This window comes from Ruegeria sp. YTSA105 (assembly GCF_059610225.1).
Map to the genome: position 1 here is coordinate 225,638 of NZ_JBXWNE010000001.1, position 24,955 is coordinate 250,592.

Below are 24,955 nucleotides of genomic sequence, written 5' to 3' on the forward strand. Positions count from 1 at the left end.
TTTGGTCTCCTGATTGAAGCACGCGACACTGGCCGCGCCTTGGATCAAGAGATGCTGCATCAGTCTGTGACTTTCCTGATTGGTTGGTTAATAAATCTTAATTTTGCCACAAACGAGAGGCTCTATCCCGGCGTCGGGTGGCAAAGATTCGCGGAATTCTTCCGAATCATAAGGTGAGAATCGGTGGATTGTTGCCTGTTCGGCAGTCAAATGATCATTTTGGTTGAATTAAATCTGTTTGATAAACAAAGCGAGCGCTCAGAATTTGATGGATTTATGACACAGCCATTGGTTGTGAGTAGATTTGATGTCATAGGCTGAATTTGCCGGAAACATATCATATTATGAACATGTTATATATATGGTCTGTGATAAATGGAGTGTACTTGCATTTGGATTTTCTCGGACGAACAACCTATAGTAGAAACACATTGAGAGAAATGTTGCGTAAAAACCAAACTGATACATCAGAAAATGCAAGTTTAGGCCAATTTTACGTTGTTTGAGAGCATCTGATAGGTGACGATGGTCTTGCCCAAGCGAAGGGAAGTCGGCGGCACTAGGGGGTGCCAACGGCTTGTCACAGTCTCTGGAAGCGCTGAGCGGCATGTTAACGAGGGGGTCTTGTTTAGGTTCGGTTGCGGAATATTCGGAATGCCTAGTGTGTTCTGGACGCGCTTTCAGGATCAGTGAAAAGTGGTAGTCCTTAATTGGGTAACCGGCCCGGTCTTCATTGACCGGGCCGTACTCGTTTTAACTGTTGCGATTTTTGGTCCAGATATCCCATGCTTCGGGCGTGTCCAGATCCAGCACGGCATGTTGGCCGGGGAGCACACATAGATGGACCTTGTCCGGATGGTCCCGAACCACAGATTGTGCGCCTTCGTCTCCGGTCAGGCGGCTGATCTGATCGAACAGGAGACGGCTGAAGATCACAGGGTGGCCAGGCTGTCCTGACGCGGTCGACCCGCGCCAGATCAGCTTATCCGGATACGCCTTAGTTGCCTTGATCAGCGTCTGAAGGTCATCCAGAGTGATTTCAGGCAGGTCAGCTAGCAGAACCATGACGGCTTCGGCCTCTTGCCCAACAGCAGACAGGGCCCCTCGTAAGCTGGCATTCATACCTTCTTCCGCATCTGCGATTTCGACCAGATGCAGGTCCAGCCCCTGCAACACGTCGTACCTGGGATGAGGCTTGGACGGCAGGGCAACAATAACCGACGATGCAGCCCGTGCCGTCTGGGCGGAACGGAGCAGCAGCGGGCAGCCATCAATTTCTTGCAGCAGCTTATCTGCGCCTCGCATACGCCGGGATTGTCCGGCGGCCAGAAGGATGATGGGTATTTGCGTCATGCGCCGACAATGCAGACGTATGAAAGCAGTGTCATCCCCTCATACGCGCGCCATCGGCGTCGAATAACGGTTCTGAGATCACGCGTGCCTTGCACAACTGGCCAAGTATTTCGATTTCTACTTCCAGCCCGTCCGCAGCGCGGTCTGTTGGCAGAAACCCCATGGCAATGGACTTGCCTGCATAGTGTGAATAGCCACCCGAAGTGCAAAACCCGGCGACCTTTCCGCCCAGCCAAACCGGCTCATACGCGTTGACATCAGCGTCCTCGGCATCAACCTCGAACGCAACCAGTCGACGGGCAGGGCCAGAGGCGCGTTCAGCCTCGGCAGCTGCGCGGCCAATGAAATCGGCGTTCTTAGAGAATGAAATGAACCGATCCAGACCGGTTTCCGCGGCTGTGTAATCAGGCGAGAATTCTCGCATCCAGGATCCAAAGAACTTGTCCAGACGCAGGCTCATCATCGCGCGCATGCCAAATGGAACGATGCCGCGTTCTTGCCCGGCCTGCCATACGGTCCACCACAACTGCCTTTGTGCCATGGGATCGCAGTAGATCTCGTACCCCAAATCGCCGGTATAGCTGACGCGCTGGACGATGCAGTCGGTCATCCCAACGGTCATGCGGCGCAGATCGAGGAACCGAAATCCGCTCAGGTCATCACGGGTGCAGGCCGCCAGAACCTGCGTGGCTTTTGGACCGGCGATCTGGAACCCGTTCTGCCGATCGCTGATGTTTTCGACAGTCACGCCATTCTGCGCATTTTGCAGGAACCAGCGCATGTGAAACGCCTGAGAGCCGTAGGAGGCGGTCAGGCGGAACTCGGTCTCATCAAGACAGGAAACGGTAAAATCACCGATCAGCTTGCCCTTTGGTGATAGCATCGGGGTTAGCGACACGCGGCCCGGTTTCGGGATACGGCCCGCCATGATCCGATCCAGCCAATCGCGGGCAGCAGGTCCAACAATGCGGTATTTACCAAAATTGTGCACTTCGTTGATGCCAACACCAGATCGCACGGCCCGAACCTCGCGCCCGGTGGCATCGAATGCGTTGGATCGGCGGAACGAGGGCGTTTCATAGCCTGGTTCATCTCCCTGGGCGAAGTAATTGGGCACCTCAAGCCCGTATTGCTGACCCCACACAGCACCAAGATCGGTAAAGATATCATACATCGGCGTTGTGCGGGCTGGGCGGGCTGCCGGCAATTCCTCGTTCGGATAAGAGACGCTGAACCGCTTCTGATAGTTCTCGATGACCTTTGGACGGGTATAGCCCGGGCTGATCCAATCCCCGAACCGCGCCACGTCCATCGCAAAGACGTCGCGCTCTGGCTCGCCCTCAATCATCCATTGTGCCAGTGTCAGACCAACGCCGCCGCCCTGGCTGAACCCGGCCATCACGCCGCAGGCCGACCAATAGTTGCGCAACCCCGGAACCGGCCCGACCAGAGGATTGCCGTCCGGTGCAAAGGTAAACGGCCCGTGGATCACCGATTTCACACCAGCCTCGGCCAGAACAGGAAAGCGGCGATAGGCGAATTCAATACTATCGGTGATCTTATCGAAATCATCGGGAAGAAGCTCGTGACCGAAATCCCACGAGGTGCCGTCGACAGCCCAGGGCCTGCAGGTTTGTTCATAAAAGCCGATGCACAGACCGCGTCCCTCTTGCCGCAGATAGCTTTCGCCGGCGGGATCCATGACATGGGGATGTTCGCCACCTGCGTCGATAATTGCCTCGATCTGGGGGATCGAGTCGGTGACCAGGTACTGATGTTCCATCGGATGCAGCGGGAAATAGACACCGGCCATGGCGCCAACCTCGCGCGCCCAGAGCCCACCAGCGTTGACCACATGTTCAGCATGAATCGTGCCCTTGTTGGTGACCACATCCCAGGTGCCATCGGCGCGCTGATTTGTTTCGTGCACCATGCAATGGGTTTCGATTGTTGCGCCGCCCATCCGCGCCGCTTTGGCATAGGCATGGGTGGTTCCGGACGGATCAAGATGCCCGTCCAGCGGATCATAGAGCGCGCCGATGATGCCGTCGGTATTGGTGATTGGTGCGATTTTCCTTATCTCTTCAGGGCCTACGATTTCGGTCTCTAACCCCATAAAGCGGTGCTTGGCACGTTCGGCCAGGAGCATGTCAAACCGGTCGCGGTCGTCGGCCAACGTTATGCCGCCAACGTGGTGCAGGCCACAGGACATGCCGGTGATCTCTTCCAGCTCTTTATACAGCCGGATCGTATAGCCTTGCAGTGCGGCCATATTGGTGTCGCCGTTCAACGTGTGGAAACCACCCGCCGCGTGCCAGGTCGAGCCACTGGTCAATTCGGACCGCTCCAGAAGCATCACATCCGACCAGCCCAGCTTGGTCAGGTGATAAAGAACCGAACACCCGACAACGCCGCCACCGATTACAGCTACCTGAGTTGTTGTCTTCACGTCACAGTCTCCCCTTGCGATATAGTCAAAGCCTGCAATCGCAGAACCAGGGATACTGTTCCGTTCACGACATAGGCTGTCGCGGCGAGAGGATCAGAGGGGACGGATCTTCAGCTCTGTGATCCTGTTGCCTTCGCGCGCGACGACTTCGAATCTGAAACCGTGAAACGAGAATACCTGACCCGTGATCGGGATCATCTGCGCTTCGTGGATGACCAGACCGGCCACGGTATTGGCCTCTTCGTCGGGCAAAGACCATTCCATCGCGCGGTTTACATCGCGGATCGTCATGGCGCCTTCAACAAGGTACTGGCCGTCTTCGGTTCGCGTTACCGGGACGTCCTCATCAATATCAAACTCATCAGCAATCTCGCCGACGATTTCTTCGAGGATATCTTCAAGCGTGATCAGACCCCTGAGTGAGCCATATTCGTCGACCACCAGCGCAAAATGGCTATGCATCCGCAGGAATTCCCGCATCTGATCGTCCAGAGTGGTCGTTTCAGGCACAAAATAAGGGGCGTTCGCTACCTTTGAGACATCGAACTCTTTCAATCGGTTGTTTTCACGTTCGCTGCTTCCTGCATGGGCATACATAGCGCGGAACAGGTCTTTGGCGTGAACAACCCCAACGATGTTTTCTGGTTCGTCCCTAAAGACAGGCAGGCGTGTATGGGGGCTTTCAAGGCATTGTTTCAGGATCGCCTCGGGAGCGTCATCCGCATCAACCATCTCGATATTCGAACGATGGAGCATGATCTCTTCAACCGCACGTTCACCCAGATCCAAGGCGCCCAGAATACGGTCACGGTCTTCCTTCTCGACCACGCCTTCGGAATGGCCCAGATGCAGGGCCCCAACGATTTCGTCGCGCACGGCCAGAATGTTGCTGTCCGGGTCGATCTGTACACCGAACAGGCGTAAAACTCCCCGTACCAATAGGCGTACGGCCGAAACGACCGGTGAGAATAGGGTGACAACCACGCTGATGATCGGAGCAACGGCGGATGCCGCTTTTTCCGAATTGGTTATGGCATAGGTCTTGGGCAAAACTTCAGCAAAGATCAGAACCAGCAAGGTCATGACCAGGGTTGCCAATGCTACGCCGCTTTCGCCAAAGAGGCGCGTGAACATCGCTGTGGCCAACGAGGCCGCAAGAATGTTGACCAGGTTGTTGCCCAGCAAAACCGATCCGATCAGCCGTTCGTTGTCGTCGGTGATGTCCAGCGCCTTCTGCGCCCCGCGCGACCCTTTGTCCGCCTGCGCCCGCAGCTTGCCGCGTGACGAGGCCGTCAGAGCCGTTTCAGAACCCGAGAAAAACCCCGATAAGAAGAGCAATAGCAATATGGCACCGGACGTAAGCCAGAATGTGCCGTCGATCAGAGAAGTTGAGGGTTCCATCGGTCCTTAGCTGCTTGTGTTTCTGCGTCTGTTATGGGGGCGCGGCTTGACTGGATCAAGGAGTTAGCCCTTTTCAACTGGATCTTTAGCTAATGGGTGATGCTGCAACACCAGTTCAGCCAGCCGTTCTTCCAGGACATGAGTATAGATTTCTGTGGTCGCCACATCCGCGTGACCAAGCAATGTTTGAATCGATCGCAAATCGGCACCGTTGGCAAGAAGATGTGTCGCAAAAGCGTGACGCAAGGTGTGCGGTGTAACCTTTTCGGGCGAGACCCCACCGTGAACCGCCAGTTCCTTGATCAGATGATAGAACATATGCCGAGTCAGATGCCCGGCCTTGCCACGTGAGGGAAAAAGAAATCGGGAACTCTGCCCACCCTTTGAAACACGCTTTTCGTCAGTCTCATCCCGAGCCGCCAACCATGCCGAAAGCGCCTGTCGAGCCGGTGGGGACAGTGGAACCATCCGCTCTTTGCCACCTTTTCCCAATACCAAGAGCATCCTTGGATCGCCGCGCGCCGATGACACCGGCAACGATACCAGTTCAGTGACACGCATCCCGGTGGCATACAGGATTTCCATCAGACAGGTATTGCGCAGCTTTTCGATGTTGTTTCGCCCGCTTTCGCGCGCAGCAGCCAGTAACTGGTCCACCTCGGATACATCCAGAGTTTTCGGCAGCCGCTTTGGCCGTCCTGGGCCTTTGATCTTGATCGCGGGGTTTGTCGAACGCCAACCTTCCTCGAATGCAAACCGATAAATCTGTTTTATAGCAGACAAACGGCGCGCGCGGGTGGATTGAGCCAATCCCTGTGCGTCGCAACTGATCAGGTAATCCTCAACCTGCTTGGCGTCGGCCTCGGCAAACCCAATTTTCCGGCGCCGCAGCCAGGCCGCAAAATCCTTGAGATCGCGGCCATAGGCAACAAGCGTATTTTGGGCAGCGCCTAACTCGGCGGCCTGTGCTTCCAGAAAGGTCGAAATCCAGATTTCGTCAGAGCCCGGAGACGTCATGATCACTTGCCCTGCAGGATCAGCAGGTTCAGCGCGGCGCGGCGCGCGGTATCTTCTAGACCGACCCGGCGCAGGGTTGCCATGGCAGCTGTCAGGTCGACCAGATTTCCCCGCGACCCATGGGCAAACAGGACCATCGTCTCCAGAAGCGCCTCACCGAGGCGGCCTTCGTCCAGCATGTTGCTGATATCGGTTGGCACCGGCGCCGCCCATGCAAACCCCTCTGCGATGGCATCCGCCAGCGGCGAAGGGGAGGGCGCGCGCCCCGGATCACCCTGAGCCAGCGCAGCCAGAAACTGACTTTCTTCAGAATTGTCCGGAGCCGACAACGCCGCTGTTTCATATAGATCTGACAGCAACAGAATGCGCCACCGCAGATCCTCGGCCGCGGGTTTCTGTAGTTTGACCTGAGAGAGGCGCCCGGCGAAAAGTTCAGCGAATGGCACTTCCAGGCCGATATTGCGCATCTGGTTCCAAACCACCGGCAGAGCTTTGGCGATCTTTGTCGAATTGCCAGAATCCAGTGCTTTTTCGAACCGCTGTATCGACGATACCCGGTCCCATACGGCTCCAGACGCAGCCGGAGACCGTTCTGTATAGAGCCCCAGCAGTTGATTTGGCGTTAGCGCTCCAACGCGGGTCAACCGTTCTGCGGCTTCGACCTGAGCCTTCCAGCCCGCAACATCCCGCAGATCCGCATTTGCGAAGACGCGGGGCAAAGCAGCCGAGGGCAAACGTTCGCCAATAGCTTCGAACAAGCGGAACATCAGGGGCGAGGGGTCGTCCGGCTGCGGCAGATACTCGGCGTCTTCGTACAGTTCAGGGCTTAGAAACCTGTCCAGAACCTCCAGCTCTTGTGGTGCCAGAACCTGTAGGGCATGGGCTGCCTCAAGCGTGAGAGCGGCCGAGTCCCAATCCCCACGCCGGGCCTTGCAGAAAATCTGAGCGGCATAGTCCCGTGACAAATGCGGCTGAGCAATCAGCGCCGTGCAACTGCGATCTTCATCCCCGGTCAGAAGGGTGGCGTCGAACCAGCGTTGAAATCGGTCAAGACTGTTCGTCGGGCCTGCCAGCTGTACCAATGATTGCGTGGGGTCCGCAGCGCCAAGATGCATGAGGCGGTCGAGCCGCGCCAAAAGCAAAATCTCTTCCCCTTTACTGGACGTCGGTGCCCGAGCTTCGGTTAAAAGCAACGTGAATAGCAAACGCTGCATTGCAGGGTTGTACTTGACCGGGACGCTTTCGATCAGTTCGGACAGGCGTTGGGGATCGCTGTTCTGCCACATGTCGACAGGCAATCCTGTGACAGTCGAAGCAACCAGGCCCAGGGGTTGTGACAATGCCTGAAGCGGGGTCACAAGAACGTCGGGCTGACCGCCGGGCTGCGCCACGGGTGGCTCAAGCAAAACCGTCCCCGGAAGGTTTTCCGGAGGATTGGCCAGCCATTCAATAACAGAAAGGGGTTCCTGCTGCGCCTGCGCTGTTCCTGCAAGAAACAGCGCAACCACCGCCACTTTATTCGACATTCAGTATTACCGGCTCCCTGACCTCGCTTTGCGGCGCAGAGAAATCTGCACCAAAAAACTCACCCAGGTAGACATATCCCACCAGCCCGATGAAACACAGGCAAATCAGATATATCAGGAACTTGATCAGACGGCCCATGGTCAAACGCTGCCTCAATTTTCTCTTTTGACCAAGTTATAACTGGCATTTTTCCTAAGATCACGTCATTCACGATGAAATGAGCGAAATTAAGCATAACACCCATGCGGCATCTGCCGTTTCGGACTATACACTGCACAAAACAGTGGTGCTTGTAGGTATGATGGGGGCCGGAAAGACCGCCGTAGGCCGCGCTTTGGCCGCTCGGTTACGGGTTCCTTTCCTCGATAGCGATTCCGAAATCGAATCAGCGGCCAACATGACCATCCCCGAGATATTCGAGCGTGATGGCGAAGCCTTTTTTCGCAGCAAGGAAAGCCAGGTCATCGGGCGGCTTTTGGTCGAGGAAAAAGGTATCCTTTCTACCGGCGGCGGTGCCTTTATGACCGAACAAAACCGCGACATGATCACTCAACGCGGGGTGTCCGTTTGGTTGCGCGCCGATTTGGGTGTGTTGTGGAACCGCGTTCGTCACAAGGATACGCGCCCGCTTTTGCGCACCGAAAACCCGTTTGCGACCCTTCGTGCATTGTACGATCAGCGTGTTCCGATCTATGAACGCGCCGATCTGGCGGTTTCGTCCGACGGGGATGTCTCGATTGAAGATATGGTAGAGCGTGTCGTCAAAGCTCTGATGACGCGACCTGATGTTTTGGAACGGAATTAGATGCACCAAACCGTACATGTTGAGCTTGGGGATCGGTCCTATGATGTCGAGATCGGCCCCGATCTGCTTACGCAGGCCGGTCAGCGCATAGCGCCTTTGCTGCCGCGACCCAAAGTAGCGGTTCTAACCGATGAAAACGTGGCGAGCCTGCATCTTGACGCGTTGCGGGATGGGTTGGCAAGCGCAGGGATCGAAATGTCCGCATTGGCGCTGCCCGCGGGCGAAGCGACCAAAAGCTGGCCGCATTTTGAGCGTGCGGTCGAATGGCTGTTGGCCGAGAAAATCGAGCGGCGTGACGTGGTGGTTGCGTTCGGAGGTGGGGTTATAGGTGATCTCGCCGGATTTGCCGCGGCCGTTTTGCGCCGGGGCGTACGGTTTGTTCAGATACCAACTTCGCTGCTTGCGCAGGTCGACAGTTCGGTCGGCGGCAAAACCGGGATCAACGCACCGCAGGGCAAGAACCTGATCGGCGCGTTCCATCAGCCCTCGCTGGTGCTGGCGGATACTTCGGTTCTGGACACAATGACCGACCGGGATTTCCTGTCCGGCTATGGTGAGGTCGTAAAATACGGGCTGTTGGGGGATGCGGCATTCTTTGACTGGCTCGAAGGCAACGGCCCCGATGTCTCGGGCGGGAGCATGTCCGCGCGGGTGCGGGCCGTCACCCGTTCGGTTCAGATGAAAGCCGACATCGTCGCACGGGATGAGACCGAGCAGGGGGATCGCGCCTTGCTGAACCTCGGGCATACATTCTGTCACGCGCTTGAGGCTGCGACCGGCTATTCCGACCGTTTGCTGCATGGAGAAGGCGTTGCGATTGGATGCGCACTGGCATTCGAACTGTCGGCGCGACTTGGTTTATGTTCGCAAGAGGACCCAAGCCGGGTTCGGGCACATCTGCGTGCGATGGGCATGAAAACCGACATTTCCGATATCCACGGGGATTTGCCCGACGCCGAAGCGCTGGTCGAGCTGATGGCGCAGGACAAGAAGGTTATCGATGGCCAGCTGCGTTTCATTCTGGCCCGAGGCATCGGGCAGGCATTTGTCACGTCGGATGTTCCGCGGGATGCGGTTTTGAGTGTCCTCAAGGACGCGCTGGGTTGATCAACGCCCGCGAATGATCATTAACTCGCCAATATTTTCACGGGTAATATAGCCGACCATTTGATCTGACCGCGTGCAGACGGCAACTGCGGGGGCACCCCCGTGGAACTGTTTCAGAACCGCTTCCAACCCGCTGCTCAGGGTCACTGTCGGGATATCCTCAACCATGATTGAACTGGCCAATTCTGACCGGGGAATATCTTTGGCGAGGGCAGCAAACAGCCGGTCGCGCGTGACAAAGCCCTGCAGTTTCCCTGTTGCATCCAACAATGGAAATTCATGCTGAGTGGTGTGAATAACTGCTTGAGCGGCGGTCGCAAGCGTGTCGGTTGGCGATAGGGCGTGAAACTCGGTGATCATGGCGTCGCGGGCCAGAACCTGACGCGCCACTGATCGCATTGCGACGTCCTGGCTTTCTGCATTGGCGGCAACGAATACAAAAACCGCGATCAGAACCAACAACGGATTGCCTGTGCTTAGCCCCAGAAACCCCAATCCTACCGCCACTATCTGACCGGCAAATGCGGCAATGCGCGTGGCCTTGACCCGATCCATCCTCAGGCAGAGCAGTGCGCGAAAAACGCGTCCACCATCCATCGGGAATGCGGGGATGAGATTAAAGGCAGCCAGAAGAAGGTTCACATAGGCGAGGCGGTTCAAAAGCCCGGTCTCGGGTGAATCAATATTGGCGAGTGTTTCAAATGGCATTCCTGCGCCCAAAAAGACGAGGGTGATCCAGATGACGACGTTTACCGCAGGACCGGCCAAAGCCACCGATACCTCTTGCATGGGGTTCTCTGGCATCCGTTCCAATCGGGCAAGACCGCCGATCGGCAATAAAGTAATGTCCGGAGTTTTTATGCCATAGCGCCGCGCCATCAGCGCATGACCAAACTCATGCGCGACCACACATGCAAAAAGGGCAAGCACGAAAATCAGGTTCCCGATCGCGGCCTGCATCCCTCCGGTAGAATAGGCAGCGAATCCAACCCATGCCAACAAGAGGAAAAAAGTGACATGGACCTTCAGTTCCGACCCCAATAGTCGGCCGAGCGAGAAGGACCATGTCATGATGTGTCTCCGGTGTGCCTAGAACGGAATCTCGTCGTCGTCTATTCCACCAGATGCGGGTGCCGGGGCGCTGGATTGTCCGCCATAGGGGTCACCATAACCACCACCTGCCTGGCCGCCACCGTAACCGCCGGATTGACCACCGCCACCGCCGCCGCCTTCCCCACGCGCATCCAGCAAAGTCAGCTCGCCGCGATAGGGGCGCAAAACCACCTCAGTGCTATAGCGGTCCTGACCGGACTGATCCTGCCACTTGCGGGTTTCCAGCTGACCTTCGATATAAACTTTGCTGCCCTTGCGCAGATATTGCTCGGCAATGCGGGCCAATGGTTCTGAAAAAATCGCGACCGAGTGCCATTCTGTCCGCTCGCGGCGTTCGCCGGTGTTACGGTCTTTCCAGGTCTCGGAAGTGGCGATGCGCAGATTGCAGACCTTGCCACCGTTCTGGAACGACCGTACCTCGGGATCGCGCCCCAGATTTCCCACCAGAATGACCTTGTTGACAGAACCCGCCATGTATTTCCCCGTTCTTAACTGACTTGAGTGCGCCCGAATCTGGCGCTGTGTATTTCTGAGACCCTATACGCCCTGAACCATGGTTGGAACATGGATCATGAGAAATGAACTGGTCGGGAGTTTGCACATAGAAAATTTACCATGCTTTCATTATTGGCTGAAATACATATACTCACTCGGGTTCGTGACAGTGCGGGACAGGCATTAATGCGTTTCAGATTTTGTTTTTTATCGGTTCTATGCTTTGCGTTGACCTGTGGACTCGCTGCGGCGGATACGCTGTCTACCAAAAGCCGTAAGGACATTTTTCTGAAGCAATCCAAATATTTGGACGGCCGTGCGGCCACCCAGTACCGCGATTCAGATCGGTTGAAACCTAAGACGCCTCAACCACAATTCAGTAAGCGATATTCCGGCAACTATCGGGGTGAGTACCTTACGATGGCGCGGCAAGCGGCTCGTAAACACGATGTTCCCGAAGAGCTGTTCCTGCGCCTTGTTCAGCAGGAAAGTGGATGGAATCCGCATGCCGTGTCACATAAAGGCGCGTTGGGTCTGGCCCAGTTGATGCCCGGGACCGCGCAATTATTGGGCGTGAACCCGCGCGACCCGAAACAGAATCTTGAAGGTGGGGCCCGGTATTTGTCCTGGCAATACCGCAAGTTCAAATCCTGGCGGCTTGCGCTGGCCGCCTATAATGCCGGACCTCAGGCTGTTGAAAAACACGGTGGCGTACCACCCTACAAGGAAACCCAGAATTACGTGAAGGTGATTTGGGGCGGTTAGGCCGCCCGATGAATTGCCGGATCAACAGGTGATGCGGCTTGGCCAAATCAGCGCGTTCAGTGACAGGCTGCTCGAGGTCGTGTCGCTTAATTAGGGCGCCGGAACCACCTTACCGACGCCCTTGTTGCGTACCCAATCCCATTACTCAGCGGCGATTTTTATGACGGGTTCCATACGTGCCAGGATGTCGTCTGCCAGATGGCATTTGACCTGATGACCGTCTGCCAGGGTTTTCACGGGTGGGACATCTCTTTCGCAAAGACCGTTGGGGACTTCGGATTTCCAGCGACAGCGGGTCTGAAACGGACAGCCAGGAGGCGGGTTCATCGCTGATGGGATGTCGCCTTCCAAGACGATGTGCTGCTTCTCGACCGATGTATCGGCGATGGGGACCGCGCTCAGCAGGGCTTCTGTATAGGGGTGATAGGGCGGCGCAAACACCTGATCAGTGGTGCCCAGCTCGACCACATGGCCCAGATACATCACCATCACCCGGTCGCTGAGATAGCGCACGATCGACAGGTCGTGACTGATGAACAGCAGTGTGGTTTTGTGCTCGCGTTGGATCTCCATCAGCAGGTCGGTTACCGCCGCCTGCACCGATACATCCAGCGCCGAGACCGGTTCATCCGCCACCACGATCCGCGCATCCCCGGCAAAGGCCCGGGCGATGCCGACACGCTGTTTCTGACCACCCGACAGCTGTCGCGGCATCCGCTCGGCAAAGGCGCGGGGCAGTTTCACCAAGTCCAACAGTTCGAGCATCCGCTTCTTGCGCTCGGCCTCGGACTTACCGACGCCAAAGATTTCCAGAGCGCGGATGATTTGACGGCCCACGGTCATCGAAGGATTCAACGTGTCGAACGGATTCTGGAACACCATCTGAACCTCGCCCACCGTCTTGGCGTCGCGCTCTTCGATGGGCACGTCCTCGATATTGCGGTTGTCCAGCAGGATCTGCCCGTCCGTTGCCGTCTCCAACCCCATAAGAACTTTGGCAAAGGTGGATTTGCCGCAGCCGGATTCGCCCACAATTGCAAGTGTCTCGGATTCATGCGCCTCAAAGCTCAGAGTTTCGTTTGCTTTGACTACCTTCGCTTCACCGCCGCCAAACAATGCATTTGCCGCAACCTCATAGTATTTCTTGAGATTTTCCATCTTCAGAACAACGCGGCCAATCTCACCTTTTTCCTTTTGCTCGGCCAGGGTGATGGGCGCGTTCCAGTCGATCTCCTGAAATTTCAGACAGCGGGTATGATGCCGGTCATTGCCTGGCACGGCCTCCATCAGAATGTTCTGCGCGTCACAGCGACCTTCCTCGAAATAGTCGCAGCGTGGGCCAAAGTTGCAGCCCGAAGGGCGCTCATGGGGCAGGGGGAAATTGCCCGGAATGGCCACCAGCGGGCGCGCGTTCTTGTCCGCACCCGGCAGTGGAATCGACCGGAAGAGCGCCTGCGTATAGGGGTGCTGCATTTCGTCGAACACATCCTTGATCGAGCCGCGCTCGACCGCTTCGCCGGAATACATCACGCACAGCCGGTCGCAGGTTTCCAGCACCAGCCCCAGATTGTGGCTGATGAACAGCATAGAGGTGCCGTATTTCTTGCCCAGATCCTTGACCAGCTCGACCACCGCGGCCTCGACGGTCACGTCAAGCGCGGTGGTGGGCTCGTCCAGGATCAGCAACGATGGCTTGGACATCAGCGCCATCGCGATCACGATGCGCTGTTGCTGGCCTCCCGACAGCTGGTGGGGGAAAGAATTCAGCATCCGTTCAGGGTCGGGCAGGCGTACATCGGTGACCACTTCCAGCGCACGGGCATAGGCCTCGTCCTTGCTGACGCCCTCGTGGATCATCGGTACTTCCATCAGCTGCCGACCGATCTTCATCGCGGGGTTCAGGCTGGCCATAGGTTCCTGATAGATCATGGCTATTTCATTGCCGCGAATATCGCGCAGTTCTTCGGCCGTCATCTCGGATAGGTCACGACCCTTGAACTTGATGGATCCGCCAACAACACGCCCGTTCTTGCCCAGATCCTGCATCACGCCCAACGCAACAGTGGATTTCCCGCACCCCGATTCCCCAACCAGCCCCACAGCTTCACCAGGCTGCACGCTGACCGAAAAATCCATCACTGCAGGGATCTCGCGCAACCGCGTGAAAAACGAAATCGACAGCTTGTCGATCTCCAATATCGGGCCCTCATAGGACGCAAGTTTGGTCATCTGTGTTGCTCCTCACCAGATCCCGGGGATCCCCTTCATCTGGCCAAAAATACCTCGGGGGTCCGGGGGCAGGGCCCCCGGCCGCTCATACATCAGTCCTTCAGACTTTCTTCGCGCAGGCCATCAGCCAACAGGTTCAACCCAAGAACCAGTGTCAACAGCGCCAGCGCAGGTGGCAGGGCAGGGTGCAGATAGATCGACAAGAGCTTGCGCCCTTCATTGATCGTCGACCCCCAATCGGGACTTTCGGGTGGTAGCCCGAGGCCAAAGAATCCCAAGGTTCCCAAAAGGATGGTCGTATAGCCAATGCGCAGACAGAAATCGACGATCAGCGGCCCGCGCGCATTGGGCAGGATTTCCCAAAGCATGATGTACCATGGACCTTCACCACGGGTTTGCGCTGCGGCAACATAATCGCGGGTTTTGATGTCCAACGCCAGGCCACGCACGATACGGAATACCGTGGGTGAGTTTACGAAAACCACCGAAACGAACACGACCAGAATGCCGCCGGGGATATTGAACAGGTCCAGATAGGTGGGCAGTCCCCAGATGTTGTAGCTGTTGGTTTCGATGATGTAGCCGTCTGTTGAAATCAGAGACAGATAGAGCCACATCGCGATGCCCAACACTCCGATCAGCAGAGGTGTGCGGAAATTGGGCCGCGTATAGAACCGCGAATTCAGCAGGACGCAAAGAAACAGGATCGGAAAGACGAACAACACGGCTGCCATATAGTTCGGCACACCGGTTGCCACGATCTCGGGCGTGACCAGCAGATAGAACAGCAGGATTACTGGGAAGGCCAGGATCAGGTTTGCCAGGAAGGACAGGAACGTGTCCAGACGTCCGCCATAAAACCCCGCAGGCAGGCCCAGAGTAATCCCGACCATGAAGGCAAATATGGTTGCCATCGGTGCGATCTGCACCACGATCCATGCCCCTTTGACCATCCGGCTGAACACATCGCGGGCCAGATTGTCCCCACCCAGCAGATACCAGGAATATGTTCCGTCCTCGGTGCTGGGCATTGGAGTTCCGGGCAACTTGTTCTTCATACCTGAAACTTGCGCCAGCGGATCATGCGTGACGATCAGGTCCAGCGCACCAAAAATGCCTGTAAATACCCAGAACATCACAAGGCCAAAACCGATCATGCCGATGGGGCTGTCAAACAGTTTACCGTACAGGCCCAGCTTGCGCTTGAAGGCGATCGACATTGCAAACAGGATGATCAGCGACATCCAGACAGGTAAAAACTGCCGAGAGATCGCTCCGATAATCCCGGCGCTTGTCCCCATCAAAATGCCAAGCACCACATATGCCAGACACAGCGCAACGCAGGCGAAAAAGCTGTATCTTAGCGCGATCTGCGTCAGGCCGCGCAGGCCGGTATCTGCATTGATTGTGCCGTCGATATTCACGACGACCGGCGTTTCGGGCAACACGATGCTGCCCAAGATCCAGACGATGATTGATACCCCTAGTGCACCCAGTGCGATCATCAGCAAGGGGTTCAGAATGGCGATAGAGCCGGTCCAGGTAAGTGGTTCCATGTTCTGTCCCTCCTTACGAAATTCGGATGCGTGGGTTGAGGTAGACATAGCCGATATCCGAGATCAGCTGCGTTACCAGCACCACAAAGACCGACACGACCGAAATCGCCAGCAGCAGCTGGATGTCGTTATTGCCTGCTGCCTGAACCAGCGCCCAGCCGAACCCTTTATAGTTAAACAGGGTCTCGACGATCACCACGCCGTTCAGCAGCCAGGGAAACTGCAGCATGATGACTGTGAACGGTGCGATCAGCGCGTTTCGCAGCGCGTGCTTCATGACGATATTCGGGAAGGAAACACCTTTGAGCCGCGCGGTACGGATATATTGCGCCGTCATCACCTCGGTCATCGAGGCGCGGGTCATACGAGCGATATAGCCCATCCCGTAGAGAGCAATAGTTAGTACCGGTAGAAAGAAGTTCTCAAAGGTCGGGTTCTCCATCGCCTGTGTCGCGGTGCCTTTGAACCATTTCAGGCCAACGGCGGACGAAGTGAAGATCGCGATAAAGATCACGCCCGAGACATATTCAGGGGTCGCTGTCGTCGTGATGGCGAATGTTGAAAGGGTCCGGTCGGTGGCCGATCCTTCTTTCATACCCGCCAGAACCCCAAGGATCAGCGCCGAGGGGACCATCAGCAACATAACCCAAAGCATCAACCGACCGGTCAGGGCCAGCCGAGTGCCAACAACTTTCGAAACTTCCTCTTTGAAAACGGACGAGTATCCCCAGTATCCCTGCAGGATGCCGCAGAAACTTGGCGAGCTTTCTGCAGTTTCGCCGGGCAGGATACATCTTCCTTGCACACTGCCGTCGTCGTTGGTGTGCCGATAGGATGGCAGCACGCCCAACCACTCGCCGTATTTGATCGGCGTCGGCTGCAGATACCCGTTTTTCAGCAGATAGCTTTCAACCTGTTCGTCGGACATACGAAAATTGCCCTGCGTTTTCGCAAGCTTTTCGAGGTTTGGATACAGGTTGGTGAGGAAGAAGACCAAGAATGTCAGGCACAAAGCTGTGATGAGCATGATGCCGACACGCTTTAGAATGAATAGTCCCATATTAGCCCCTGTTGGTGGCCAGTGCAGGTGTCAAAAGCCCCACACTTCGCTGTTTTTTGGTCGCCACGATACGGACGAAAAAGCCGCGCCCAATCGGCGCGGCTTGTATCTGTCGGCTTAGGAAAGAACGCCGAACTTATAGATTTGTGGCAGGTCGGCGATGTGCTTTTCAACCCCAACCATATTATCGCGGTGGTGACGCATCGCCGTCCGCCAATAGGGTTGGATGGTCACGCCTTCTTCGATCATGATCGCCTGCAGCTTGGCCATGACTTCGCGACGCTTGTCGACATCCGCGATCGAGTTTGCCTCGGCCAGAAGCGCGTCGAACTCGTCATTGGCGAAACCAGCCTCATTCCAGGCTACACCCGATTTGTAGGCCAGCGCCAGAACCTGCGTGCCCAGCGGGCGGTGGTTCCAGTTGGTCGACGAGAAGGCGTATTTCGTCCAGTCGTTCCAGAAAGTCGAACCCGGAAGAACCGTATGACGTGCCTTGATGCCAGCATCGTTCAACTGAGCGACCACGGCCGCGGTCGTGTTGCGGCGCCAGTCGTCGTCGATGGACTGAACCTCATGCTCGAAGTCACCCATTCCGGCCTCGTCCATCAGCGCTTTGGCCGCTGCGGGATCAAAGGGCAGGCGGGTTACAGCGGAATCATGTTCCGGGTGCATCGGGCCAACATGGCAGTTGTCGGCAGGAATGCCGTATCCCGACATGCCCAGCTCCAGGCAGACGGCGTTGTCGACGGCCATGGCCAGGGCCTGCCGCACACGTTTGTCGGCGTAGATCTTGTTGCCGTCGGCATCTTCGGCCAGCTGGTTCGGGCGGATGACGATTGTAAAGCCCGATGGAATCTCGGACCGTGTCAGGCCGATGCTGTCAAAGATGTCTACGAATTCGCCGACCGACTCCCAGTTCATGTCGATCTCTTCGGCCTCATAAGCAGCCAGGAAGGCCGCAGGGTCGGTGCCGTAGTCGATGAATTCGATCCGATCGATATAGCCACCTTTGCCCGCAGCATATCCCCACCAGTCGTGCTCTTCATTGCGGACCAGTACACCCTTTACGCCCACTTCGTGGCTTTCAGGGATCATGAAGCCAGTGCCAATCGGGTTGGCCAGCATATTGTTGGGATCGTGGCTGCTGTGTACGATGGCTGCGGGGTAGTCGGCCATACCAGGAATGATCGTGATATCGGGCGTGTTGCAAGTCAGCTTGACCGTGTGATCATCGACCACAGTGATTGCACCTTCACCCGCTTTCTGGGTTGCCTCGTCAACCAGGGATGACATGCGCGATGCCATCGAGTTCCCCTCGACTGCCGCGTCACACCACATTTCGATGTTGCGGGCGACATCCGCTGCGGTGAAGTCATCACCGTTGTTCCACTTGACGCCTTTGCGAACGTTCAGCGTGTGCTCAGTCGCGTCATCGTTGGATTCCCAGCTTTCCAGCAACATCGGCTTGAACGAACCGTCATTGTTGTATTCGACCAGATATTCCAGCCATCCAGCCGTGAAGGTCGCAATTTGCGTCCAGTCATAAGTACGTGGATCTTTCAGGGCGCGCACTTCCATCTGATAGCGGATAGTTCCACCGCGCGGTGGCTCTTGTGCTTGTGCCGGAGACGCCAGGCCGATCATTCCATAGGCGGCGGGGACGGTAACCCCCAATGCCGTCACGCGCGCCAAAAACTCGCGGCGGCTTAGTTGCCCGTCGCGGTACTCTTGTGCGTGCATTTCCGCGGCACGATGGATCGGCGCTCCGGTAATGGTTTGGTGTTTCATTAATGTCTCTCCCTGTGACATCGATTTTGATGAAGTAGCTCTGAACCGCTCAGACCGGTTGGTGTCAGGCAGCAGGTTCGTGTGTTTTTTTTTGGATATGCAGCATCCCCATGGCGTCATTCGGCACCAGATTTCCCATGAGGTCAATGTCGGAAATCGTCATCAACTGCACAAAAGCGACATTTTGAGGCCGAAGTTTCCGTCATCGCGGATGCTTAATCTGTGCTCCGGGTAATTCAAATAAGTGACCGCCAATCAGATTCGATCACTTCGAACCTGCGGCTGTTGTCTTGAAAATGTGTTTGTAACGACCTTAAGTATCACTTTGATAAATCAGCGCGAATCCAGTTTCTCATGCGTGCGCGAAACCACGTGCGCTGACGTTTGGCAAATTGACGGGTCGAGATTGTGGCACGCTCGCGCGCGTCATCCAGTGTGATACGGCCTTCAAGATAGGCTACCAACTCGGGAACGCCGATGGCCTTGAAAGACGGCAGCGAGGCGTCATACCGGTTTCGCATCGCCTCAACTTCTTCCAAAGCACCACTTTCCAGCATCAGGTCAAACCGGCGCCTGATCCGATCCAATAGCCATTCTTTGTCGACATCAAACACAATGGGCACGGCGTCTTGCGGGTTCAGGACCGGAGGAGGGGTGTCGGCTTGCCAGTCCCGCAAGCTGCGCCCGGTGGCTTGCTGAACTTCCCACGCGCGTTGAACGCGGGCGCGATTCCGGGTGTCAATCCCGGCCAGGGTTTTAGCATCGACCCCATCAATCAGTGTAGCTAGGTCCAGTTGATCCGCGGCAGCCCGAACTTTGGTCGGAGTCGCCGGGATATCGGCCATACCTTCGGTCAGGGCAGAAAAATACAAACCTGTACCGCCCACAATGATGGGGCGCTTTCCGCCGGACAGCAATGGCTTGACCTCGCGCAACCAGTGGCCAGTCGAATAGTCCTGATCATAAGGCACATGACCATAAAGCAGATGCGGCGCGCGGGCTTCTTCCTCGGCGGAGGGACGCGCCGAGATCACGCGCCAGCAATCATAAACCTGGCTTGCATCTGCATTGACGATCACGCCGCCGAACGTTTCGGCGATCTTCAGCGCCAATGCTGATTTCCCCGATGCGGTGGGCCCAGCGATCAAGACGGGTTTGTCGTCAGGAATAGGGGGAAGGCGGTCCCAAATCTGCGTCATCTTGGCATTGGCCATTCAGGTTGCCTCATTCCTTATGATCCGCATTGAACCCGCGGAGCTTTTGCTTCATTTTGCGCCGGAATTAAACCCGTGCCAGCCCGGAGCGCAACATGACCCTTTCCCCCACAACCGACACTGTCGATACAACCAAGGCGAAATACAGCCGAGTGATGCTGAAGATTTCGGGCGAGGCGCTGATGGGAGATCAGGGTTTTGGCCTGCATCCGCCCACCGTTCAGCGCATCGCGCAAGAGGTAAAGTCAGTTCACGATCTAGGGGTCGAGATTTGTATGGTCATCGGTGGTGGCAACATCTTTCGCGGTCTCAGCGGTTCAGCTCAGGGGATGGAACGGACGACGGCGGATTACATGGGTATGCTGGCTACGGTCATGAATGCGCTTGGCATGCAATCGGCGCTTGAGGAGGTTGGCGTGTTTACTCGTGTGATCTCGGCCATTCGTATGGATGAGGTTTGCGAGCCTTACATCCGCCGCCGCGCTGTGCGGCATCTGGAAAAGAAACGGGTCTGCATCTTTGCCGCTGGAACAGGGAATCCGTATTTCACCACAGATACCGCAGCGACACTGCGCGCCAATGAGATGGCTTGCGAGGCGATCTTTATGGGTAAGAACGGCGTGGACGGTGTCTATGACAAAGACCCCAAAGAACATTCGGATGCGGTGCGTTATGACTCGGTCAGCTACGATGACGTGTTGGCAAAGCGGCTGAAAGTCATGGATGCATCGGCCATTGCGCTAGCGCGCGACAATAACCTGCCTCTGATCGTATTCGGATTGGATGAGCCGGGCGGTTTCCGCGGTATCCTGGCCGGTGAGGGAACCTACACAAAAGTTCAAGGCTGACACCCGAACGGTACTCATTTTCAAGGCTGGGCATGATTGCCCGGCTTTTTCTTTGGTTCAGGGCACAGTGTTCTTGACGATGGCAAAAGCTGTGGGCAATTTGTCGGCGTACTTGCGCGGCAAAGGCGCAGGTTCTGCGGGCACCTGAACGTGTCGGCTGGGCTGGAAGACCTGCCATGATTTCTGAGGGTTCCGAAATCATGCTCGGGCACCTCTTGGATAGGCAAGCATGATCAAGGAGGCACGTGCCATGAGCACTCTGGATATCAATTTCGTTCGGTCGCAGTTCCCAGCTTTTTCCGAACCCAGCCTACAGGGACAGGCATTTTTCGAAAATGCTGGTGGATCATATACTTGCAAGCCGGTGCTTGATCGTTTGACGCGCTATTACACCCAGCGCAAGGTTCAGCCCTATGCCCCCTATGATGCCAGCCGTCTGGCCGGAGAGGAAATGGACGAGGCCCGCGCCCGGATGGCTGCGATCATGGGTGTGGATGCAGATGAACTGAGCTTTGGCCCGTCGACCACGCAGAACACCTATGTTCTGGCGCAGGCATTCCGACAGTGGATGCAGCCGGGTGATGCGATTGTCGTGACAAATCAAGATCATGAGGCCAATTCGGGGCCTTGGCGCCGTCTTGCTGATGAGGGCATAGAGGTTCGCGAATGGCAGATAGACCCCGAATCCGGGTCTCTGAACCCGCAGGATCTTGAGGACATTCTGGACGAAAAGGTGCGTCTGGTCTGTTTTTCGCATTGTTCGAACGTGGTCGGGGAAATCAATCCGGTTACCGAGATAACTGCGATTGCACATGCGGCTGGCGCGTTTGTCTGCGTCGACGGTGTCTCTTACGCGCCGCATGGATTTCCGAATGTCGGTGATCTGGGACCGGATATCTATCTGTTTTCGGCGTATAAAACCTATGGTCCTCATCAGGGGTGCATGGTGATCCGCCGGGCATTGGGTGAGCTGTTGCCCAATCAGGGGCACTATTTCAACGGCGATGTTCTTTATCAACGCTTTACCCCTGCAGGGCCGGATCACGCACAGATCGCCGCCAGCGCGGGCATGGCGGATTACGTCGATCTATTATGCGAACATCATGACGGACCCGGAACTGGTGCTGCAGCGCGGGGGGCGTTTGTCCACGACCTGATGCGCGGGCACGAGATCGCCCTGCTACAACCGGTTCTGGATGCGGTTAAAGATCGCAATGCAGTCCGTCTGATCGGAACCTCTGATGCCTCGCGGCGTGCGCCAACGGTCGCGCTGGCGCTGAACCGAAATGCTGAATCTGTTGCTGCCAATCTTGCCTCGCATGGGGTTATGGCCGGTGGCGGCGATTTCTATGCCGTGCGTCCTTTGCAGGCCATGGGTGTGGATCTGGGTGAAGGTGTTTTGCGAGTCAGCTTTACGCATTACACATCGAAACGGGAAATTGATCAGCTTTTGAATGCGTTGGACGCAGTTTTGTGATCCAGTTCCGACACTGCTGCGTAGAAAGGTAAACAATACGGAGCAGTCATGGGACCCAAGAGCCCGCCGATAATTATGTGGTTCCGACAGGATTTGCGACTGTCGGACCATCCTGCACTCAGCGCTGCTTCGGCAACGGGGCGGCCAGTTATTCCGGTCTATATTTTCGACGATCTCGGGCAGGCGTTGGGTGCGGCTCCTAAATGGCGCCTCGGCAAGGGCCTTGAGGTGTTTGATCGTGCGTTGGCGCAGTTGGGAAGCCGTCTGATCTTGCGACGTGGGGATGCATTGGAGGTTCTGCAAAACCTGATCAAGGAAACCGGATCCACCGAGGTCTATTGGTCTCGGGCTTACGATCCGGACACGATTGCCCGAGATACAAGGATCAAGACGGCTCTGACCAAACTGGGCGTACAGCCCAAATCGTTTTCCGGGCACCTGCTTTTTGAGCCCTGGACCGTCCAGACCAAGACCGGAACGCCTTTTCGCGTGTTTACACCAATGTGGCGATCGGTACAGAAACGCGAGGTTCCATTCCCACATGCGCGACCCGCCGCGCTGACCCCGCCGAAGGAATGGCCGCATACAGATACTCTGGAGTCGTGGGGAATGGCCGCGGGAATGAACCGCGGGGCATCAGTTTGCGCCCGCTATGTACAGCCAGGGGAAGACGCAGCGTTCAAAACGCTCCATCGGTTCTTGGAACGGCTTTCGGGGTATCCCGAAGCCCGGGATCAGCTGGCCGAGGATGGAACGTCGGGCATTTCCGAATATCTATCGCTGGGTGAGATTGGACCGCGTAGCGTCTGGCACGCCCTTCAGGGCGCAGAGATGTTCGGCATGTCCGGTACCGAAGCCTATTTGCGGCAGTTGGTTTGGCGTGAATTTGCCTATCATTTGATGTTCCATACGCCTCATTTGTTAAGCAACAACTGGAAACCGGAATGGGATCAATTCCCTTGGGGCCAAAACGCCTCTAGCCCCGAGATCATTGCTTGGAAGCAGGCAAGGACAGGCATTCCCGTGGTCGATGCTGGGTTGCGACAGATGTACGTCACAGGTCGCATGCACAATCGCGCACGGATGATTGTCGCCAGTTATTTGACCAAACATCTGATGGCGCACTGGAAAATCGGTATGGGCTGGTTTTCCGATTGCCTGACCGATTGGGATCCGGCCTCAAATGCGATGGGTTGGCAATGGGTTGCTGGGTCCGGCCCAGATGCGTCCCCGTTTTTCCGTATTTTTAACCCCGAGGCGCAGCAAAAAAAATATGATCCCTATTGCGACTATGTGCGGAAATGGGTGGCCGAAGGACAGTCAAACCCGCCCTCGAGCGCACTTGATTATTTTGAAGCCATTCCCTGCAAGTGGGGTCTTGATCCGTCTGCGCCATACCCAAACCCTGTTGTGGGTTTGGCAGAAGGGCGCGCGCGCGCCTTGTCGGCCTACGAGGGCCGAAAAAGCCGGTAAAGAACTGAAAACTTGCCAGAAACACAAACTCGTTTTAGCCTTCTACAACAACCGCACAGGGGAGAGCGGATGGTTCTAACTACAATCGAAGGGCAGACAAACCTGCCAAGATATTTTGCACATGTTCTGAATATGCTGAACCAGATGGAGCAGGGGCAGCTTGATATTGCCTTGCCAGACGGTCGTGTATTTCGCACCGAAGGCAAACGCCCTGGGCCTGTCGCACGGGTCGATATTCACAATCCGGACGTATTTGCACGACTTATCCGGGAGGGTGAGCTGGGGTTTTCAGACGGATATCTGGAAGGCGATTGGAGTACACCAGATCTGCGTGCCTTCATGGATCTAGTGCATCTGGGTACCGAGACCGTGTACGACGATTTCACCGGGAAATTTCTGGTACAGGCCTATGAACGCCTGCGCTTTTGGTTGCATCGAAACAACCGTCGACAGGCTAAAAAGAATATCTCTTATCATTACGATTTAGGTAATGAATTCTATGGGTTATGGCTGGATGATACCATGACCTATTCCAGTGCATTGTTCGAAACCGGGCAGGAAAGCTTGGAAAAGGCACAAACCGCTAAATACGCCAGTCTGGTTGATGAAATGGGTGCCAAGCCCGGTGACCATATTCTGGAAATTGGCTGCGGATGGGGTGGTTTCGCCGAATATGCAGCAAAAGAGCGTGGCCTGCGGGTCACAGGCTTGACGATCAGCAAGGAACAGTTGAGCTTTGCCCGTCAACGCATTGAAAAAGAAGGGCTTACGGATTTAGTTGATCTGAAGCTGCAGGATTATCGTGACGAACGGGGCCAATATGACGGGATCGCCTCTATTGAGATGTTCGAGGCGGTTGGTCAGAAATATTGGCCGGTTTATTTCGACACCATCCGTGATCGCTTAAAACCTGGCGCACAGGCAACGTTGCAAATCATTACCGTTGGCGATCATCGCTGGGATGTGTATAAGAATGGTGTTGATTTCATTCAGAAATATATCTTTCCGGGTGGGATGCTTCCGGCTCCGACAATTCTGCAGGAGCAGGTGGCGAATGCGGGTCTGACCGTGGTGAAGTCAAAAGAATTCGGCAAAAGCTATGATCTGACACTGCGCCGCTGGTACGAGACGTTCAATGACAAATGGGACGAGATTTCGGGAATGGGGTTTGATGAGCGTTTTCGCCGCATGTGGAATTATTATTTGACCGCTTGCGGCGCGGCCTTTGACACCGGCAACTGTGATGTGACACAGATCACCATAGCGAAACCTACTTAG

General features: G+C 56.1%; 20 protein-coding genes. 7 read left to right on the top strand and 13 right to left on the bottom strand.

Going from position 1 to position 24,955, the window contains the following annotated elements; genetic code table 11:
* Positions 1-753: 753 nt before the first annotated feature.
* The 6 genes from AC2FH2_RS01145 to AC2FH2_RS01170 all read right to left on the bottom strand — a co-directional run bounded on the left by AC2FH2_RS01145 (position 754) and on the right by AC2FH2_RS01170 (position 7,885).
* Positions 754-1,353 carry a nucleotidyltransferase family protein gene (locus AC2FH2_RS01145; RefSeq protein ID WP_142634260.1) on the bottom strand — a complete coding sequence of 200 codons (600 nt, stop codon included), beginning with the start codon at positions 1,351-1,353 and terminating at the stop codon, positions 754-756.
* 31 nt (positions 1,354-1,384) lie between these two features.
* Entirely contained in the window at positions 1,385-3,802 is a 2,418-nt protein-coding gene (locus tag AC2FH2_RS01150; RefSeq protein ID WP_496822585.1) for a GcvT family protein, read from the bottom strand.
* A gap of 93 nt (positions 3,803-3,895) precedes the next feature.
* Complete coding sequence (locus tag AC2FH2_RS01155) at positions 3,896-5,203, bottom strand: HlyC/CorC family transporter (RefSeq protein WP_142634257.1); 1,308 nt, start codon at positions 5,201-5,203, stop codon at positions 3,896-3,898.
* 63 nt (positions 5,204-5,266) lie between these two features.
* A complete protein-coding gene (locus AC2FH2_RS01160; RefSeq protein WP_281972218.1) occupies positions 5,267-6,220 on the bottom strand; it encodes a site-specific tyrosine recombinase XerD in 954 nt (317 codons plus the stop codon).
* Between the two features lie 2 nt (positions 6,221-6,222).
* On the bottom strand, positions 6,223-7,746 hold the full coding sequence (locus tag AC2FH2_RS01165; protein ID WP_496822587.1) for a hypothetical protein: 1,524 nt from the start codon (positions 7,744-7,746) through the stop codon (positions 6,223-6,225).
* Positions 7,736-7,885, bottom strand: coding sequence for a hypothetical protein (locus AC2FH2_RS01170; RefSeq protein WP_185956616.1), 150 nt, complete (start codon positions 7,883-7,885; stop codon positions 7,736-7,738). The genes AC2FH2_RS01165 and AC2FH2_RS01170 overlap by 11 nt, the downstream gene beginning before the upstream one ends.
* A gap of 79 nt (positions 7,886-7,964) precedes the next feature.
* Here AC2FH2_RS01170 and AC2FH2_RS01175 point away from each other — a divergent pair, with 79 nt between their 5' ends.
* Both AC2FH2_RS01175 and aroB read left to right on the top strand, forming a co-directional pair.
* Positions 7,965-8,552 (top strand): shikimate kinase, encoded by a 588-nt coding sequence (locus AC2FH2_RS01175; RefSeq protein WP_496822589.1) that lies wholly within the window; start codon positions 7,965-7,967, stop codon positions 8,550-8,552.
* Complete coding sequence (gene aroB / locus AC2FH2_RS01180; protein ID WP_496822591.1) at positions 8,553-9,659, top strand: 3-dehydroquinate synthase; 1,107 nt, start codon at positions 8,553-8,555, stop codon at positions 9,657-9,659.
* Here aroB and AC2FH2_RS01185 read toward each other — a convergent pair whose 3' ends face one another.
* A complete protein-coding gene (locus tag AC2FH2_RS01185) occupies positions 9,660-10,730 on the bottom strand; it encodes a site-2 protease family protein (RefSeq protein WP_496700173.1) in 1,071 nt (356 codons plus the stop codon).
* 18 nt (positions 10,731-10,748) lie between these two features.
* A complete protein-coding gene (gene ssb / locus AC2FH2_RS01190) occupies positions 10,749-11,246 on the bottom strand; it encodes a single-stranded DNA-binding protein (protein ID WP_142634245.1) in 498 nt (165 codons plus the stop codon).
* A gap of 207 nt (positions 11,247-11,453) precedes the next feature.
* Between ssb and AC2FH2_RS01195 the strand changes: the two genes are divergently transcribed.
* Entirely contained in the window at positions 11,454-12,032 is a 579-nt protein-coding gene (locus tag AC2FH2_RS01195) for a lytic transglycosylase domain-containing protein (protein WP_142634243.1), read from the top strand.
* A gap of 141 nt (positions 12,033-12,173) precedes the next feature.
* Here AC2FH2_RS01195 and AC2FH2_RS01200 read toward each other — a convergent pair whose 3' ends face one another.
* From AC2FH2_RS01200 to miaA, 5 genes are all read right to left on the bottom strand, one after another.
* Positions 12,174-14,261, bottom strand: coding sequence for a dipeptide ABC transporter ATP-binding protein (locus AC2FH2_RS01200; RefSeq protein ID WP_271946703.1), 2,088 nt, complete (start codon positions 14,259-14,261; stop codon positions 12,174-12,176).
* Positions 14,262-14,353: 92 nt separating this feature from the next.
* Positions 14,354-15,817, bottom strand: coding sequence for an ABC transporter permease (locus AC2FH2_RS01205; RefSeq protein ID WP_496687735.1), 1,464 nt, complete (start codon positions 15,815-15,817; stop codon positions 14,354-14,356).
* Positions 15,818-15,830: 13 nt separating this feature from the next.
* Complete coding sequence (locus tag AC2FH2_RS01210) at positions 15,831-16,877, bottom strand: ABC transporter permease (protein WP_281972213.1); 1,047 nt, start codon at positions 16,875-16,877, stop codon at positions 15,831-15,833.
* Positions 16,878-16,994: 117 nt separating this feature from the next.
* Entirely contained in the window at positions 16,995-18,665 is a 1,671-nt protein-coding gene (locus AC2FH2_RS01215; protein WP_142634235.1) for an ABC transporter substrate-binding protein, read from the bottom strand.
* 320 nt (positions 18,666-18,985) lie between these two features.
* Positions 18,986-19,879: a tRNA (adenosine(37)-N6)-dimethylallyltransferase MiaA gene (miaA, locus tag AC2FH2_RS01220; protein WP_281994721.1), complete on the bottom strand. Its 894-nt coding sequence runs from the start codon at positions 19,877-19,879 to the stop codon at positions 18,986-18,988.
* 95 nt (positions 19,880-19,974) lie between these two features.
* Between miaA and pyrH the strand changes: the two genes are divergently transcribed.
* The 4 genes from pyrH (at position 19,975) to AC2FH2_RS01240 (ending at position 24,955) form a co-directional block, all read left to right on the top strand.
* On the top strand, positions 19,975-20,727 hold the full coding sequence (gene pyrH, locus AC2FH2_RS01225; protein WP_142634233.1) for a UMP kinase: 753 nt from the start codon (positions 19,975-19,977) through the stop codon (positions 20,725-20,727).
* A 250-nt stretch (positions 20,728-20,977) separates the two neighbouring features.
* A complete protein-coding gene (locus AC2FH2_RS01230; protein ID WP_496822593.1) occupies positions 20,978-22,204 on the top strand; it encodes an aminotransferase class V-fold PLP-dependent enzyme in 1,227 nt (408 codons plus the stop codon).
* A 48-nt stretch (positions 22,205-22,252) separates the two neighbouring features.
* Entirely contained in the window at positions 22,253-23,677 is a 1,425-nt protein-coding gene (locus AC2FH2_RS01235) for a cryptochrome/photolyase family protein (protein ID WP_496822595.1), read from the top strand.
* A gap of 69 nt (positions 23,678-23,746) precedes the next feature.
* On the top strand, positions 23,747-24,955 hold the full coding sequence (locus AC2FH2_RS01240) for a class I SAM-dependent methyltransferase (RefSeq protein WP_496822597.1): 1,209 nt from the start codon (positions 23,747-23,749) through the stop codon (positions 24,953-24,955).

What these genes read in the sequence shown, in the direction of transcription:
- AC2FH2_RS01185 (WP_496700173.1), bottom strand. Translation starts at nt 10,730, where the DNA reads ATGACATGGTCCTTCTCGCTCGGCCGACTATTGGGGTCGGAACTGAAG.
- miaA (WP_281994721.1), bottom strand. Translation starts at nt 19,879, where the DNA reads ATGGCCAATGCCAAGATGACGCAGATTTGGGACCGCCTTCCCCCTATT.
- AC2FH2_RS01200 (WP_271946703.1), bottom strand. Translation starts at nt 14,261, where the DNA reads ATGACCAAACTTGCGTCCTATGAGGGCCCGATATTGGAGATCGACAAG.
- AC2FH2_RS01205 (WP_496687735.1), bottom strand. Translation starts at nt 15,817, where the DNA reads ATGGAACCACTTACCTGGACCGGCTCTATCGCCATTCTGAACCCCTTG.
- AC2FH2_RS01170 (WP_185956616.1), bottom strand. Translation starts at nt 7,885, where the DNA reads ATGGGCCGTCTGATCAAGTTCCTGATATATCTGATTTGCCTGTGTTTC.
- AC2FH2_RS01230 (WP_496822593.1), top strand. Translation starts at nt 20,978, where the DNA reads ATGAGCACTCTGGATATCAATTTCGTTCGGTCGCAGTTCCCAGCTTTT.
- AC2FH2_RS01215 (WP_142634235.1), bottom strand. Translation starts at nt 18,665, where the DNA reads ATGAAACACCAAACCATTACCGGAGCGCCGATCCATCGTGCCGCGGAA.
- aroB (WP_496822591.1), top strand. Translation starts at nt 8,553, where the DNA reads ATGCACCAAACCGTACATGTTGAGCTTGGGGATCGGTCCTATGATGTC.
- AC2FH2_RS01155 (WP_142634257.1), bottom strand. Translation starts at nt 5,203, where the DNA reads ATGGAACCCTCAACTTCTCTGATCGACGGCACATTCTGGCTTACGTCC.
- AC2FH2_RS01165 (WP_496822587.1), bottom strand. Translation starts at nt 7,746, where the DNA reads ATGTCGAATAAAGTGGCGGTGGTTGCGCTGTTTCTTGCAGGAACAGCG.
- AC2FH2_RS01145 (WP_142634260.1), bottom strand. Translation starts at nt 1,353, where the DNA reads ATGACGCAAATACCCATCATCCTTCTGGCCGCCGGACAATCCCGGCGT.
- AC2FH2_RS01210 (WP_281972213.1), bottom strand. Translation starts at nt 16,877, where the DNA reads ATGGGACTATTCATTCTAAAGCGTGTCGGCATCATGCTCATCACAGCT.
- AC2FH2_RS01175 (WP_496822589.1), top strand. Translation starts at nt 7,965, where the DNA reads ATGAGCGAAATTAAGCATAACACCCATGCGGCATCTGCCGTTTCGGAC.
- AC2FH2_RS01195 (WP_142634243.1), top strand. Translation starts at nt 11,454, where the DNA reads ATGCGTTTCAGATTTTGTTTTTTATCGGTTCTATGCTTTGCGTTGACC.
- AC2FH2_RS01235 (WP_496822595.1), top strand. Translation starts at nt 22,253, where the DNA reads ATGGGACCCAAGAGCCCGCCGATAATTATGTGGTTCCGACAGGATTTG.
- AC2FH2_RS01160 (WP_281972218.1), bottom strand. Translation starts at nt 6,220, where the DNA reads ATGACGTCTCCGGGCTCTGACGAAATCTGGATTTCGACCTTTCTGGAA.
- AC2FH2_RS01240 (WP_496822597.1), top strand. Translation starts at nt 23,747, where the DNA reads ATGGTTCTAACTACAATCGAAGGGCAGACAAACCTGCCAAGATATTTT.
- pyrH (WP_142634233.1), top strand. Translation starts at nt 19,975, where the DNA reads ATGACCCTTTCCCCCACAACCGACACTGTCGATACAACCAAGGCGAAA.
- ssb (WP_142634245.1), bottom strand. Translation starts at nt 11,246, where the DNA reads ATGGCGGGTTCTGTCAACAAGGTCATTCTGGTGGGAAATCTGGGGCGC.